Below are 13,848 nucleotides of genomic sequence, written 5' to 3' on the forward strand. Positions count from 1 at the left end.
CAATGAGCACCACCGATGCCAGCAAACGGTCCGGAGATCGTGATCGTGGCCGATTCGATTTGACCAACCGGCTGCTCACACAGGTCCCGGCTGACCGGGCAGGAGAATTCTGGTCGATAGGCGCCGACGGCGACGGGGGAATCGTGGTGAGCGGGGCTGAGGCTCTGATCGCCGCATTCGGGAGAGTGCGAGAGATGACCCGGCCGGTCCTGGCCGATCGGCGTCGTTACGCGGCGAACAATCGGCCGCGCGGGACGGTGCGGTTCGATCCTTGCTGGTTGGAGAGCCAGCGTGAACTGAATACGGCGACCGTGCTCACCGACTCCGGGTACATAGGAGAAGGCGATCAGGAGGCCCTGGTCGCGATCCTGGAGCAGGCGGCACGGGCCGGGGACAACGTCTGCGCTGTCTTACCTCTGCACATCTCCTGGCTCGCGGATCCGGGTGTGAAGCTATTGACCGGCGAGGTGAATCAGCACGAGGTTCCGGTGGCGCTCGTCCTGGAACACGCCCGTGACCCGCTCGGCACTCGGTACGCGGTCAGCGGGCTCAAAGACCTGCTCAGCCAAACGCAGGTGCCGGTCGGTCTCCTGTGCACGGACATCTCCGGCCTGGGGGCTATCGCCCACGGCGCGATGTGGGCCGCGGTCGGGGTTACTTCCGCCTTACGGCATCTGTACCCAGCCGACAGGAAGGGGCCTCCTTTCACAGGGGTGCGAGCGCGGCACGCAATCGTCCCGCGGTTGATGACGTTCATGAACGTTGAGCGGATCGCCGAAGGCTGGGCGCAGGTCCAGCGCCGCGACGATGTGGATGAGAACATGTGGCGCTGCTACTGCGTCGAATGCGGAAACCGCACCATGGATCGGTTCGCGGCCTGTACGGATCTCAGCCTCGCCGCCCACAACATCAGCATCCTGGACGACCTTCACCAGCAGATCACCAGCCCAGCCTCATGGGAGCGGGCGATCAGTGACGCACTGGGGTGGTACCACTGGATTCAGAACGAGTATCACCTCACCTGGGATCCACCCGCTTTCATGAACGCCTGGCTGCCCAGGTCCCGGCGTTGAACGGTCTGCTGCGACAACAGGGCGTCGTAGACGATCTCCTCCACGAGGCGGTGGGCCCATGTCCGCTCGACGCTGACGTAGGCGTCCGGGGCCTGGATCACCTCCTGGGGTTTCTCTGCGGCCAGCAGACCAAAGCCGTGATAGATGCTCTCGGCCCGTACGGCATCCCGGTGTGCGACCTTCGCGGGCAGGACGGCCACGCGGGCGCCGAAAGCGGCGAAACCCGCTAGGTTCGCCCGTGCCGACCGCCACGAGGCTCGTACGGCGACAGCTCCGCGGATACGCACTGGTGACGGCCGTTGGAGGAACGAAGGAGCGACATGTGCTCGGCAGTGCAGCAACAGAGCGTCGGCCGTAGGGATCAACCCGGCTTTCTGACGCCTGGCGTGCTCGGGCTCGTCCAGCTCGCACACCACCACCCGAAGGGTGCTGAGCGCGCGCACCGTGACCACCTGGCAACCCTGCCACCCCAGCGCGGTAAGTACGCCTGGTAGGACGCTTTGCGTGAGGGATGCAGGCTGGGGCGTCATAGCCCACCACCCTGCCCACTCCTCCAGGGCGGCGCGCCGGGCGTTGCCCAATCGTCACCTCGTTGCCGCCGGGTGGACCAGCGGCGCCCCGGCAGACGGTCAGGCGGTGCTGCTTCAGGGCAGTCGTGGCAGACGGCGAAGCGGCGGGGGAGTAGATGGCCCACGCCATTTTCACCTCTCGAGGACAGGGACGCCCAAGTCGATCAGTAGCTGGTTGGTCGCGGGGTCGACGGAGTGGAGGACGGCTCCTCGCATACCGCGAGTCGCCAGCACCCGGTAGGTGTTACGGATCACTGTGTAGAAGTCGTCTGCGTTGATCTGGTCCGGGTCCCGGTTGTAGCGGCGTTCGGCCCGCCACCCGTTCCGCCACACCAGGTCCCGCCCGATGATGACGCCGGCGTAGTCATACTCGAACCCTTGGGCGCTGTAGATACAGCCGATCTGGCCGAAGCCTGCCGGGTCGGTGGCCCATAGCCATGATGGCGGGATCCCCTTGATGTACTCGTCGGCTCTGGAGTTCCATGGGCGTCGCCAATCGCCGATGACGACGTCGTCCGGGAGCGTTCCGTCGGGATTCGGCTTGCTCCATGGCCAGCAGAATCCCGCGGCGATGCGGGCCTTGTAGTTCTCCGCCACGCGCGCTCTCAGGTAGTTCTCCATCGCCAGCGGCGTGTGGGCGACATACAGCGTGAAGTTCTCCAGTGGCTGCCAGATCGGTCGCCCTTGGCTGGGGGCGAGCATGAGCAGCCGCTCGACCCAGTCGACGTACTCGGGCGAGCCGGAACAGCGGAACTGGTGCCGCAGGTTGATGACACGCATTGTGCAGCCGAGCTGTTCGGCCCTGTTGCGGATGAGTTCGAGTGATCCCACTTCGCCACGGCGCACGACTTGGTGCTCGTCAAGCAGGAACACCGGTACGCGGGCCGCGCGGATGAGTTCGTCGATCTGCGGCGGCGGGTCGCGTAGGTCGTCCTCGTCCATCCGATCACGCGAGGTTTTGCGGATCCGGTGCGCCTCATCCGCGATGATCACTTCTATGTCGCCCGGCGTGGCGTCCGAGAAGGTGTTGAAGTAGGTGAAAGCGCCCCGCTGATTACCGGAGAGGCCCGCGTACCTCCACAGGGTCCGTGTGAAGGATCGACTGCCGGTCGCGTGGATGGCATGTACCCTCTGGCGGGTCAGTGTGCCGAGCAGTTCAACAGCGATCACGCTCTTGCCGGTGCCGGGGCCGCCGACGATGACCACGACCTCCTTGGGGGCACCCTGCCTGCTCAAGGCCACCGAGCGACGCACGTAGTCGTAAGCCTCCCGTTGTTCCTCGAGCAGCGGGAATACCGTACGTTCGCGCACGCACTGGGAGACGCGGGCCATCAGCCCTTCAGCGGGTCTGACGGGTGCCTGCAGCAGGATTTCGGCCTGTTGCGCGGCCTGCTCGCCCGACAGCCGCCGGCGAAGCAGGTCCTTGAGTTCCTGGCGGTGCTCCCCTGCACCGTACAGCTCCACCCATCTCTGCACCACGTCCTCCAGGCCCTGCACCTTGGGCCTGACGGCGTGAACCATGAGGGCGGGAGCGTTGTGCAGGTTGACGATGCCGCACAGTTTCTCATCGCGGAGCGTGGACACGTAGCCGCGTAACACCTGCAGGTAGCCCCACACCTGATTGGCCGGGTGGAGCTGCGGCGCTCCGTCGTCGCTGAGTCGCACCATGCCGGCGTCCGGCCTGACCCAGCGCCACTGCTTGTTCTCCACTACCACAACCGACATGAGGTCCGTTTGCGGGAAGGTGCCGACCAGAACCATGTCCATGCGGACGTCGGTGATCGGGGCCTTCAACTCCAGCAACACCTGCACGTCCCCGAGGCCGGCCTCTACAAGCAGGTGGACGACGGTGGGAATGCTGTTGGCCCAGGAGCGCACCTCTCGCTTGTCGGGCCTCTCCCAGAAGACTTCTCGAAAGCGTTTCTCCAGGTCGTCGCTGAAGCCGCCGCGAGCGATGGCAGCGGCGAGCTCGCCGGCACTGCTCTGATAAAGGCACTGCAACGCCACGAAAGCGCTCCTTCGAGACGACGCCGGCCTGAGGCCGGCAGGCGAGGGGGACGAAGGATGGTGCGACTATTACTTTAGTGGCGTTTGATCACTTTGAATGTGACCGATCCTGATTCGCGGTGCTCGCCCGATGAGGGGGATTCGCCGACTATGGGCGGGTCATAAGTCGGTCATCTGGGCTGGATCTATGGCTTCCGACCGTCAGCGGCGGTGAAGTCGCAGCCAGATGAGGGCCGCTCGGCTACTCGCCGCCGGGACGCTCGGAGGTGGCAGTCCCTCGGCGGGACGGCGAGATCCTGCCGCGCCTCGTTCGCTGCATCTGGTTTTCCGAGGGAAACCGCCTCCGGTAGCCTCTTGACGACCTTGTTGCGGCCCGACGGGCTTCCGCGCTTGGACGGCTGAGCGCCGTAGTGGATACGCCCCCACCCGCGCGACTCGATTCGTGCTGCCTGGGGGAAGCCTGTGACGGCATTGCGGCTGTCCGTCGAGAATCTGCTTGCCTCGCCGAACGAGGCGGTGCTCGCCGAGGTGATCAGCGAGCATGTGCGGAGGACCACCGGCCGAGGCCCCTCGCCCGCAGAGGTACGAGCGTGGGAACGCAGTCTGCCTGCCCTCGCCCGTGATCTGGCCGACGCCGGCCTGACGAAAGTCGAGATGCTGGTCGAGTACAAGCTGCCCCTGACGAGCAGGCGGGTGGACGTGGTGCTCGCCGGCGTTCATCCGCACACCGGCGACGACTCCTACGTGGTCGTGGAACTCAAGCAGTGGAACCGCGCTGAGCCGTCAGAGCAGGGTGAGCATCTGGTCATCGTCGAGGGCATGCCGGGTCGAGAGATCCTGCACCCGGCCGAGCAGGTCCGCCGGTACTGCGAGTACATGTGCGACTTCCTCGGAGTGCTCCGCGACAGGCCGCAGGCGGTGCACGGTGTCGCCTACCTGCACAACGCCATGGAACTCGACATCGATGGCCTGCGCGACCAGGTACGTGACGAACGTGCCAGGCTCTTCACCAAACAGCGCCGTGGCGAGTTCCACCGGTACCTGCGTGAACGCCTGGCCGACAAGCCTGGCGCCGAGGCCGCCGATCGTCTCCTGGAAAGCGCTGTCGCGCCGAGCAAGCAGCTCATGGCGCATGCGGCCCGGGAGATCCGGGAGCGGGAGCAGTTCACTCTGCTGGACGAGCAGCAGGTCGCGTACGAACTCGTCATGCGCGCGGTCGAGAAGGCGCGCAGGTCCGACTTCAAGCACGTCGTCATCGTCACGGGTGGCCCGGGCAGCGGCAAGAGCGTGATCGCCCTTTCGCTGCTGGGCGAGCTCTACCGCCAGGGCAGGACCGCGCTGCACGCGACCGGCTCCCAGTCGTTCACACAGACCATGCGCCGCTACCCCGGCCGTGGAAGCACCCGCGTCAAGAACCTTTTCATGTACTTCAACAGCTTCACCGCGGCCGAGCGGAACGGCCTCGACGTGCTGATCTGTGACGAGGCACATCGCATCCGCGAGACCTCGACGAACCGCTTCACGCCCGCTGCCAAGCGCACCGGCCGGAGTCAACTGGACGAGCTGATGGCGGCCGCCCGGGTGCCGGTGTTCCTCCTCGATGAGCATCAGGTGGTGCGGCCTGGTGAGATCGGCACCGTTCACGCCATCGAGACGTATGCTCGGTCGCAGGGCTACGAGGTCAGCCGGGTGTCCCTGGACGAGCAGTTCAGGTGTGGCGGCAGCCGCGTCTACGAGCAATGGGTGCTTCGCCTCCTCGGTCTCGCGGACGGAGGCCCGATACCGTGGAACGGCGACGACGACTTCGAGGTACGCCTCGTGCACTCGCCCCAGGAACTCGAGGCCGCACTGCGCGCCAAGCCGGGGACAGCCCGCATGACCGCCGGCTACTGCTGGGTCTGGAGCGAGCCCCGCCCGGACGATTCCCTGGTGGACGATGTCGTCATCGGGGACTGGTCACGGCCCTGGAACGTCAAGAAGGACCGCGCGGTCGGAGACGCCCCGCCCAGCATGCTGTGGGCCACCGAGCCGAGCGGTTTCGGTCAGGTCGGATGCGTCTACACCGCCCAAGGGTTCGAGTACGACTGGTCCGGCGTGATCCTCGGGCCGGATCTCAGCGTTCGGGATGGACGGCTGGTCACGGTGCGTGAGAACAACCGGGACCCCGCTTTCAAGAGCAAGAAGACGGTGCCGGACGCCGAGTTCGAGCGGCTGGTCCGCAATGTGTACAAGGTACTGCTCACGCGCGGCATGCGCGGCACCGTGATCTATGCGGTAGACCCGTCGCTCCGCGACTTCCTGCAGCGTCTTATCCCTGCCGAGACCTGAGCCGGTCGTCTCCCTGTCAGGCGCGCGCATCTTCTGCAGCAGGCGGTCCCGGAGCGCTGCCCGCGCGGCTGTCGGTCGGGCTCGAACGCGAGGGCTGCGCCGGTGGGTTGTCGCCGTGCTCGCGCTTGTCCTGCTGGCGGGTGGCGTGGTGGGGAGCTGGACTGGGAGGTGACTGTGACGCGGGAGGAAACGGGAGTGCGGGGGTCGGAGCGGCTGTGGCATCTTGTCCGGTCCTACGGCATGGGCGAGTGGTTCATGGCCGCGTGGGTGGAGGGCCTGGAGGTGTGGGAGGCCGCCAGGCGTCTGGGCGCGTCGGTGGCGGATGTGGACGACGGGGTCGTGTGCGCATGGACGGACGCCGTGCGTGGGCGGCCTGCCGACGGTGACGCGGGGATCGTCTGGGCCGGGCCGCTGACCGCGGGGTGGACGCAGATCATCCAGGTGCGCGGGGCCGACTGCGAGACGGGCCTGCGGGAGCTGTCGTACGGCGGGCGGGCGCTGCTGGTGAGCTGGGGCCTGAACGGGCCGCGTGATCTCGAATACGCGGTTGACGGCGAGTACGTCACGGGGCTCAGCGTGACCGTTCCCGGCGAGCGCTGGGGGAGCGACCCTCACGCACTCGACTCCTACGCCCAAGGGCTGCGGTTCGATCTCAGCGACTCCGGTTGGCGGAGCGACCCGGAGTTGCCGCCGGGGTGGCTGGAGTACTGCGCGTGGGAGGAGGCTCGGCTGGAGAACGGGGAAGACCACGGCGAGGAGGACATGCCCGGCGAGTGGCAGGACCTCGTCGCGCTCGCCTGCAACGGGTATCACCCGCCCATGGCGACGTGCCTGACGTCGGCCCTGGCGCTGGTCGGCAGGGTGACGGGCAGGGAGATCGACCGGGCCTGGATGGACCAGGCCCACACCCGCTACCTGATCCGCGGGGCGTCGGTCCGTTGACCTAGGCGCTGTCGGACTTCAGCAGGCGGTCGATGCGGCGGCTCAGGCCGCCCACCTCGCGCAGCAGGGCGTCGAGCGTCGCCTGGATCTCGGCGCGGGTGGCAGCGGACTGTTCGCGGAGCTGCCAGCGTACGCCGGCGATCTCGACGGTCACGGCCTCGGACTCGTCCTTCATCTCGGCCCGGACCTGGGCGACGTCGGCCCTGACCTCGGCGAGGCCCAGGGACAGCGCGGCCATGCCGAGCTGCATGCCGTGCATGCGATCACGGATCTCGGCCAGGAGGTCCGCCGGCGGGCCGCCCGTCTCGAAGCCGCCGAGCCCCGCAGCTTCCAGGCTGTTCATGCGGAGCTTCAGGTCGGCGACCTCTGCCTCTACGTCCACGTACCCCCGCCTCGGTCATTGACCCTACTGTCTGTGAGCACATGGTCGCAGACGAATCATGATCCTGGTGAGTCTCGGGCCAGGTCCGGGTAGGGAATTTTGCTTGGGCCCTCTTCGGTTGGGTGGGCCGGGGCGGTGGGGAAGTGTGGCCGCTCGGCAACCATTGCGTGTCGTGACTGATTTGCTACGGAGAGTGACTATGGGTGGTGCGCATGTCACCCACAGGAAGGAGAATCCCATGCGTACCCCCATCAAGATCCTCGTGCTCGGATGTGCCGCCGCCGTGGCGGTCGTCGCCGCGCCCGCCGCCGCGTCGGCGCAGGCGATCGTCTGCACCGGCAACGTGCTGAGCGACGTGGTCTCGGTGAACGTGCCGATCGTGTCGCCCGGCGCCAGCGAGTGCTCGCAGCTCACGCAGGCCGTCTAGCCGAGCGTGATCGGGTCGCCGGCGCAGCGCACAGCCGGCGACCTCGTCAGCAGCGGGGTTGGTGGGGCGTGGCATCGGGTGGCATCGCATGGCACGGCGTCGGTGGGGTGTGGCATCGGAGGGTGTGGCGTCGCATGGCGCGGACTTGGAGGGTGTGCGTTGGAGGGTGCCGCCGCTGGTGGGCGACCTTCTCGCGTGGCGGCGCTACTTGCGGGGGCTCAGGGCGTACGCCGCCGCTCCGAAGATCAGCATGCAGGCCGCCGAGGCCGGGGTGATGCCCAGCAGGGCGTCGGAGTGGCCGGTGTAGTGCAGGTGGCCGTTGAAGAGGAGCGGGGCCGAGACGGCGTTGCTGATGGTGTGCAGGACGATGCCGGGCCAGATGGAGCCCGTACGGATGCGCAGCTCGCCGAAGAGGGCGGCCAGCGGGACTATGCCCACGAGCAGCCAGGGCCAGGGGAGGGTGGTGGACGCCCGCAGGTCCGCCTCGGGGGTCCAGGCGAGGTAGAGGGGGATGTGCCAGAGCATCCAGACCAGGCCGACCAGGGCGTGCGCGGCGAGCCGGGGGACGCCCAGGGCCAGGGCGGTGCGGGTGCCGTAGCCGCGGAAGATGAACTCCTCCAGGAGGTTCTTCAGCAGCAGGGCGGGGATCGCGGTCGCGATGGCCGCCAGGAGGGGCGGTTCGCCGGGGGCGGGGGCGGCGGAGAAGGAGGCGGCCGTGGTCAGGACGGCGGCGGCGGTCGTGACGACGGCGGCGGCCGGGTAGAGGACCGTGGCGAAGGCAAACCAGCGTACGGGGTGGGCGATGCGGAGCGTCAGGCCCAGGGGGCCGGCGCCGTCGCGGTGGAGGTAGTGGAGGGCTAAGGCGGTCAGGGCCGGGAGGAGGATCCACAGGCCCTGGGCGGACGAGGCGTCGCCGAACGTCATCAACGGCCAGCCCGCGCCTGCCGCGATCACGGCCCAGACCGCGAAGTTGATCCGGGCTCGGCGGCGGGAGGCCGGCGTGGCGGCCGGTGGCGGCGCGGTGGGTGGGGGCGTGGTGGCCTGCGGCGTGGTGGCCTGCGGCGTGGTGGCCTGGGACGTGGTGGGTGGGGGCGATGGTGTGATGGGCGTGACCGGTGGGGGCGCGGTGGGTGGCGGCGTGACGGCTGAGGACGTGGTGAGCGGGGGCGTGGTCGGCGGAGGCGTGGTGGATGGGGGCGTGGTGAGCGGGGGCGTGGTGGATGGGGGCGTGGTCGGCGTGGTCGGCGCGGGCGTGGTCGGTGTGATCGGCCGCGGTGTGGTCGGCTGCGGCGTGTTGGGTGGGGATGTCATGGGGTCGCCTTCTTGGTGGCGGGCAGGAGGGCGAGGGCCTCGTCGGCCCAGCCGATCGTGGCCTGGGCGCCGTGGCGGCCGGCCGCGATCGTGATCAGGTTGTAGGGCAGGTCGGGGGAGTCGGCTTCCTGGGTGGTGACGGTCCTGGCCAGGGCGTCGTAGTCGGCCAGGCGGCGTTCCGCGTCGGCCCTGGCCTCTTCGATGAGTTCGCGGCAGCGGTCCTCGCCCAGGGTGCGGCCGAAGAACAGGCGCAGCAGGAGGCCGTTGCGCGGGGGTGTGGTGGTGATGGGTTCGCTGAGGAGTTCGTGCAGGCGGGCGGCGCCCGATTCGGTGATCTCGAAGATGGACGAGCCCGCGCGGGGGCCCTCGCGGCGGCGTACGTGGCCCTTCTCTTCCAGGGCGTTCAGGGTGGGGTAGATCTGGCCGAAGCTCTCGCTCCAGAAGTGCCCCAGTACGTCGCGGATCGCCTCGCGCAGGGCGTACGCGGTCATGGGCTGCATGCTCAGGCCGCCGAGGATCGCCATCTCGCTCTGGTCGCGTCTCGCCATGGGAGTCCCTTCTATCTGACAGATATATATCTAGCAGAGATGTTTTGATGTTGGCCAGGGTGGCATGGGCCTATATAGGCGGAGTCTCGGATGTGGGGACCTGCCACATGGGGAGAGGGGCGGCCGGTGCCTAGATTCGGGGACATGAGTGAGCTGGCGGAGCGGCGGGTGCTGGTCACCGGGGCCGGGAGCGGGATCGGGCGCGCGTGCGCGCGGCGGCTGGCCGCCGGCGGGGCGCATGTGATCGTCGTGGACGTGGACGGCGAGGCCGCGGAGAAGGTGGCGGCGGAGGTCGGCGGGACGGCCGTCGTCGCGGATCTCGGGGCGGACGGGTTCGTCGAGGCGTTCCCCGAGGGCATGCTGAGCGGCGTGGACGTCCTGGTGAACAACGCCGGGTTCCAGCACGTGGCGCCCATCGAGGAGTTCCCGCCCGAGGTGTTCTCCGCGATCATGCGGGTCATGGTGGAGGCGCCGTTCCTGCTCACCCGGGCCGTGCTGCCCGGCATGTACGAGCGCGGCTGGGGCCGGATCGTGAACATCTCCTCCGTGCACGGGCTGCGGGCCTCGCCGTACAAGGTCGCCTACGTGACCGCCAAGCACGCGCTGGAGGGGTTCTCCAAGGTCGTGGCGCTGGAGGGCGGCGGGCGGGGGGTCACCTCCGTGTGCGTCAGCCCGGGATACGTGCGCACCCCGCTCGTCGAGAAGCAGATCGCGGCGCAGGCCGAGGCGCACGGGATCGAGCCCGGCGAGGTCGTGGAGCGGATCATGGTGGCCCCGGCGGCGATCAAACGGCTGGTCGAGCCGGAGGAGGTGGCCGAGCTGGTGGCGTACCTGTGCGGGCCGCACGGGGGGTTCGTGACGGGGGTGTCGCTGCCCGTGGACGGGGGATGGACCGCTCGGTAGCACCGCGCCGCGGCGAGAACGGCGGGAACACCGGCGACAATGGCCGTATGAGCGCCCGGGTGTTTCTTGAGCTGCTGGCCAGAGAGGCGTCGGCGGTCGAGTTCGAGGGGCCCGTGCTGGCGGCCCGTACCTCGGGGGCCGATCCGCGGGAGCTGGCCGAGCTGGAGGAGGCCAAGCTCACCGCGCTCAAGGTGCGCACCCTGCTGCGCCGCCGGGCGCGGCGGGAGGCCGAGCTGTCGGCGCTGTTCGACACCGCCGGCGACCTGGCCGCGCTGCGCGACCTGGACGCGGTGCTGGAGGCCATCGTGCACCGGGCGCGGCAGCTTCTCGGCACCGACGCCGCGTACATGACGCTGCACGACCCCGACCGGGGCGACACCTGGATGCGGGTGACCGACGGGTCGGTGTCGGCGAAGTTCCGGGCGCTGCGGCTGGCCATGGGCGCCGGGCTCGGCGGGCTGGTGGCCCAGACCGCGACGCCGTACTCCACGGCCGACTACTTCGCCGACGAGCGGTTCCGGCACACCCACGACATCGACGACGCCGTACGCGAGGAGGGCCTGGTCGCCATCCTCGGCGTGCCGCTCAAGCTGGGCGGGCGCGTGATCGGGGTGCTGTTCGCGGCCAACCGGAGCGTGCGCCCGTTCACCCAGGACGAGGTGGTGCTGCTCGGCTCGCTGGCCGCGCACGCCGCCGTCGCCATCGACAACGCCCGCCTGCTGCAGGAGACGCGCAACGCGCTGGAGGAGCTGAGCGAGGCCAACCGGCGGCTGAACGCGCACAGCGCGGCCGTGGAGCGGGCCGCGCTCGCCCACGACCGGATGGCGGGGCTGGTGCTGCGCGGTGGCGGGGTGCAGGACGTGGCCGCCGTGGTGACCGAGGTGGTGGGCGGGTCGCTGACCGTGCTCGACGACGCGGGGCGGGCCGTGTTCGGTGACCTGGGCGAGGACCCGGGCGGGCTGGCCGAGGCGGCGCAGTCGTCGCGGGCGCTGGGTCGCACGGTGCGGCGCGGCGACCGGCTGGTCGCGTCCGTGGACGTCGGCGGCGAGCCGCTGTGCACGCTGGTGCTGCGCGCCGGGCGGGAGGTCGCCGACACCGACCAGCGCATCCTGGAGCGGGCCGCGCTGGTGACCGCGCTGCTGCTGCTGTTCCGCCGCACGGTGGCCGAGGCCGAGGGCCGGGTGCGCGGCGAGCTGCTGGACGACCTGATCACGCGCCCGGGGCTGGCCGGGCTGGCCGAGCGGGCCCGGCGCGTGGGCGTCGATCTGGACGCCGACCACGTCGTGATCGTGGTGCGGCACGACGGCTCGCGCGAGAGGGGCGCGTTCTGGGCCTCCTCGCGGGCCACCGTGGAGCACGGGCTGGCGGCGCAGCGGGGCGATGAGGTGGTGCTGCTGCTGCCGGGCGCCGATCCCGGGCTGCTGGCCAAGCGGGTGGCGGGCGAGCTGAGCGCGTCGCTGGGGCGTCCGGCGACGGCCGGGGCGTCGGGGCCGGTGCGGGGCGCGGGCGCGGTGCCGGCGGCGTACCGGGAGGCGCGGCGGTGCGCCGACGCGCTGCTCGCGCTGGGACGCGCCGGTGAGGGCACGAGCGCCGCCGAGCTGGGTTTCGTGGGACTGCTGGTCGGGGAGGGACGCGATATCGAGGGATTCCTCGGCTCGGCCCTCGGCCCGGTGATCGAGTACGACGCCCGCCGCGGCACCGCGCTGGTCGAGACGCTCACCGCGTACTTCGGGGCGGGCGGCTCGCTCGCGCGCACGGCCGAGGTGCTGCACATCCACGTCAACACGGTCACCCAGCGCCTGGACCGGATCGGACGCCTGCTCGGCACCGGCTGGCAGGCTCCGGAGCGGGCGCTGGAGATCCAGCTCGCGTTGCGCCTGCACCGGCTCACGGCGAAGACCCACATATAGGACGCCATGGGTGTGGGGGCGGCCACCATAGGAGCCGCGTCGATGAGTACGTACGGTGAGCCGACATCCCCCAACCGCGACTCCTTCTGGTGAGTGAAGATGGCACAGAAATCCTCGGGTACCCCAATCGGAAAGATCGTCGGTGCCAGCCTGATCGGCACCACGATCGAGTGGTACGACTTCTTCCTGTACGGCTCCGCCGCGGCGCTGGTCTTCAACACGCTGTTCTTCCCCGAGAGCGACCCGCTGACCGGCACCCTGCTGGCCTTCCTCACCTACGCGATCGGCTTCGTGGCCCGGCCGCTGGGCGCGCTGGTCTTCGGCCACTTCGGCGACCGGCTCGGCCGCAAGAAGCTGCTGGTGCTCAGCCTGCTGCTGATGGGCGCGGCGACGTTCCTGATCGGCTGCCTGCCCACGTACGCGTCCGTCGGCGCCCTGGCCCCGCTGATGCTGACCGCGCTGCGGCTGGTGCAGGGCTTCGCGCTCGGCGGCGAGTGGGGCGGGGCCGTGCTGATCGTCTCCGAGCACGGCGACGCGCGGCGGCGCGGCTTTTGGGCCTCCTGGCCGCAGGCCGGGGCGCCGGGCGGCAACCTGCTGGCCACCGCGGTCCTGGCGCTGCTGGCCGCGGTGCAGTCGGACGAGGCGTTCCAGAGCTGGGGCTGGCGGGTGCCGTTCCTGCTGTCGGGGGTGCTGGTGCTGATCGGGCTGTGGATCCGGCTGAGCATCGCGGAGTCCCCGGTCTTCCAGCAGGCCGCGGCGGCCCAGCCGGAGCGGGCGTCGCTGCCGATCGTGGAGGTCTTCCGGCACCACTGGCGCGACGTCATCGTGGCGATCGGCGCCCGCTTCGCGGAGAACGTCTCCTACTACGTGATCACGGCGTTCGTGCTGGTGTACGCGACGGAGCAGGCCAAGCTGGACAAGGGCTTCGTGCTCAACGCGGTGCTGATCGGCTCGGTGGTGCACTTCGCGTCGATCCCGGCGTGGGGCGCGCTGTCCGACCGGCTGGGCCGCCGCCCGGTCTACCTGCTCGGCGCGGCCGGGGTCGGGGTGTGGGCGTTCGCGTTCTTCCCGCTGATCGACACCGGCAACTTCGCCGCGATCACGCTGGCCGTCACGGTCGGCCTGGTGCTGCACGGCGCGATGTACGGCCCGCAGGCCGCGTTCTTCTCCGAGCTGTTCGGCACCCGGATGCGCTACTCGGGCGTGTCGGTGGGCGCGCAGCTCGCCTCGATCGTGGCCGGCGGCCTGGCGCCGCTGATCGCGGTGGCCCTGCTCCAGGCGTACGGCTCGGCGCTGCCGGTCATGCTGTACGTCGCGGGCGGCGCCGTGCTCACGCTGATCGCGGTCTACGCGGCCCGGGAGACCCGCGGCCGGGACCTGGTCACCCTGGCCGACGCCCCCGACGTGGCGGAGCGGGTCAGGCCCTGACGGCGCGGGGCCGTCAGGGC

General features: G+C 69.8%; 12 protein-coding genes. 7 read left to right on the forward strand and 5 right to left on the reverse strand.

Annotated features, from left to right (window positions below):
• Window positions 1-2 precede the first annotated feature (2 nt).
• Complete coding sequence (locus HNP84_RS02620) at window positions 3-1,073, forward strand: hypothetical protein (RefSeq protein ID WP_185047661.1); 1,071 nt, start codon at window positions 3-5, stop codon at window positions 1,071-1,073.
• Here the strand turns inward: HNP84_RS02620 and HNP84_RS02625 are convergent.
• Together HNP84_RS02625 and HNP84_RS02630 are read right to left on the reverse strand one after the other, a co-directional pair.
• On the reverse strand, window positions 1,013-1,525 hold the full coding sequence (locus tag HNP84_RS02625; RefSeq protein ID WP_185047662.1) for a hypothetical protein: 513 nt from the start codon (window positions 1,523-1,525) through the stop codon (window positions 1,013-1,015). The two genes, HNP84_RS02620 and HNP84_RS02625, sit on opposite strands and share 61 nt — an antisense overlap.
• Window positions 1,526-1,774: 249 nt before the next feature.
• Entirely contained in the window at window positions 1,775-3,649 is a 1,875-nt protein-coding gene (locus HNP84_RS02630) for a DUF2075 domain-containing protein (RefSeq protein ID WP_185047663.1), read from the reverse strand.
• Between the two features lie 462 nt (window positions 3,650-4,111).
• On the opposite strand from HNP84_RS02630, the gene HNP84_RS02635 reads away from it, so the two are divergent.
• Both HNP84_RS02635 and HNP84_RS02640 read left to right on the forward strand, forming a co-directional pair.
• Window positions 4,112-5,977, forward strand: a complete 1,866-nt coding sequence (locus tag HNP84_RS02635) for a DNA/RNA helicase domain-containing protein (protein ID WP_185047664.1) — start codon at window positions 4,112-4,114, stop codon at window positions 5,975-5,977.
• A gap of 174 nt (window positions 5,978-6,151) precedes the next feature.
• Complete coding sequence (locus HNP84_RS02640) at window positions 6,152-6,919, forward strand: DUF6461 domain-containing protein (protein WP_185047665.1); 768 nt, start codon at window positions 6,152-6,154, stop codon at window positions 6,917-6,919.
• 1 nt (window position 6,920) lies between these two features.
• Here the strand turns inward: HNP84_RS02640 and HNP84_RS02645 are convergent, their stop codons facing one another.
• Window positions 6,921-7,301, reverse strand: a complete 381-nt coding sequence (locus tag HNP84_RS02645) for a hypothetical protein (RefSeq protein WP_185047666.1) — start codon at window positions 7,299-7,301, stop codon at window positions 6,921-6,923.
• A 238-nt stretch (window positions 7,302-7,539) separates the two neighbouring features.
• Here HNP84_RS02645 and HNP84_RS02650 point away from each other — a divergent pair, with 238 nt between their 5' ends.
• Window positions 7,540-7,728 carry a hypothetical protein gene (locus tag HNP84_RS02650; protein ID WP_185047667.1) on the forward strand — a complete coding sequence of 63 codons (189 nt, stop codon included), beginning with the start codon at window positions 7,540-7,542 and terminating at the stop codon, window positions 7,726-7,728.
• A gap of 204 nt (window positions 7,729-7,932) precedes the next feature.
• Here the strand turns inward: HNP84_RS02650 and HNP84_RS02655 are convergent, their stop codons facing one another.
• Both HNP84_RS02655 and HNP84_RS02660 read right to left on the reverse strand, forming a co-directional pair.
• Window positions 7,933-9,039, reverse strand: coding sequence for a CPBP family intramembrane glutamic endopeptidase (locus tag HNP84_RS02655; RefSeq protein WP_185047668.1), 1,107 nt, complete (start codon window positions 9,037-9,039; stop codon window positions 7,933-7,935).
• Entirely contained in the window at window positions 9,036-9,587 is a 552-nt protein-coding gene (locus tag HNP84_RS02660) for a PadR family transcriptional regulator (RefSeq protein WP_185047669.1), read from the reverse strand. Before HNP84_RS02660 ends, HNP84_RS02655 begins: the two co-directional genes overlap by 4 nt.
• Window positions 9,588-9,731: 144 nt before the next feature.
• Between HNP84_RS02660 and HNP84_RS02665 the strand changes: the two genes are divergently transcribed.
• From HNP84_RS02665 to HNP84_RS02675, 3 genes are all read left to right on the forward strand, one after another.
• The gene (locus HNP84_RS02665) at window positions 9,732-10,490 is read left to right on the forward strand and encodes a 3-hydroxybutyrate dehydrogenase (protein WP_246517708.1); all 759 of its coding nucleotides are present in this window, start codon (window positions 9,732-9,734) and stop codon (window positions 10,488-10,490) included.
• A 47-nt stretch (window positions 10,491-10,537) separates the two neighbouring features.
• Entirely contained in the window at window positions 10,538-12,400 is a 1,863-nt protein-coding gene (locus HNP84_RS02670) for a helix-turn-helix domain-containing protein (RefSeq protein ID WP_185047671.1), read from the forward strand.
• 99 nt (window positions 12,401-12,499) lie between these two features.
• Complete coding sequence (locus tag HNP84_RS02675; protein ID WP_185047672.1) at window positions 12,500-13,828, forward strand: MFS transporter; 1,329 nt, start codon at window positions 12,500-12,502, stop codon at window positions 13,826-13,828.
• The last annotated feature ends 20 nt before the right edge of the window (window positions 13,829-13,848 follow it).

The sequence above is a fragment of the Thermocatellispora tengchongensis genome (genome assembly GCF_014202315.1).
Classification (GTDB): domain Bacteria; phylum Actinomycetota; class Actinomycetes; order Streptosporangiales; family Streptosporangiaceae; genus Thermocatellispora; species Thermocatellispora tengchongensis.

What these genes read in the sequence shown, in the direction of transcription:
- HNP84_RS02620 (WP_185047661.1), top strand. Translation starts at nt 3, where the DNA reads ATGAGCACCACCGATGCCAGCAAACGGTCCGGAGATCGTGATCGTGGC.
- HNP84_RS02650 (WP_185047667.1), top strand. Translation starts at nt 7,540, where the DNA reads ATGCGTACCCCCATCAAGATCCTCGTGCTCGGATGTGCCGCCGCCGTG.
- HNP84_RS02655 (WP_185047668.1), bottom strand. Translation starts at nt 9,039, where the DNA reads ATGACATCCCCACCCAACACGCCGCAGCCGACCACACCGCGGCCGATC.
- HNP84_RS02660 (WP_185047669.1), bottom strand. Translation starts at nt 9,587, where the DNA reads ATGGCGAGACGCGACCAGAGCGAGATGGCGATCCTCGGCGGCCTGAGC.
- HNP84_RS02665 (WP_246517708.1), top strand. Translation starts at nt 9,732, where the DNA reads ATGAGTGAGCTGGCGGAGCGGCGGGTGCTGGTCACCGGGGCCGGGAGC.
- HNP84_RS02670 (WP_185047671.1), top strand. Translation starts at nt 10,538, where the DNA reads ATGAGCGCCCGGGTGTTTCTTGAGCTGCTGGCCAGAGAGGCGTCGGCG.
- HNP84_RS02675 (WP_185047672.1), top strand. Translation starts at nt 12,500, where the DNA reads ATGGCACAGAAATCCTCGGGTACCCCAATCGGAAAGATCGTCGGTGCC.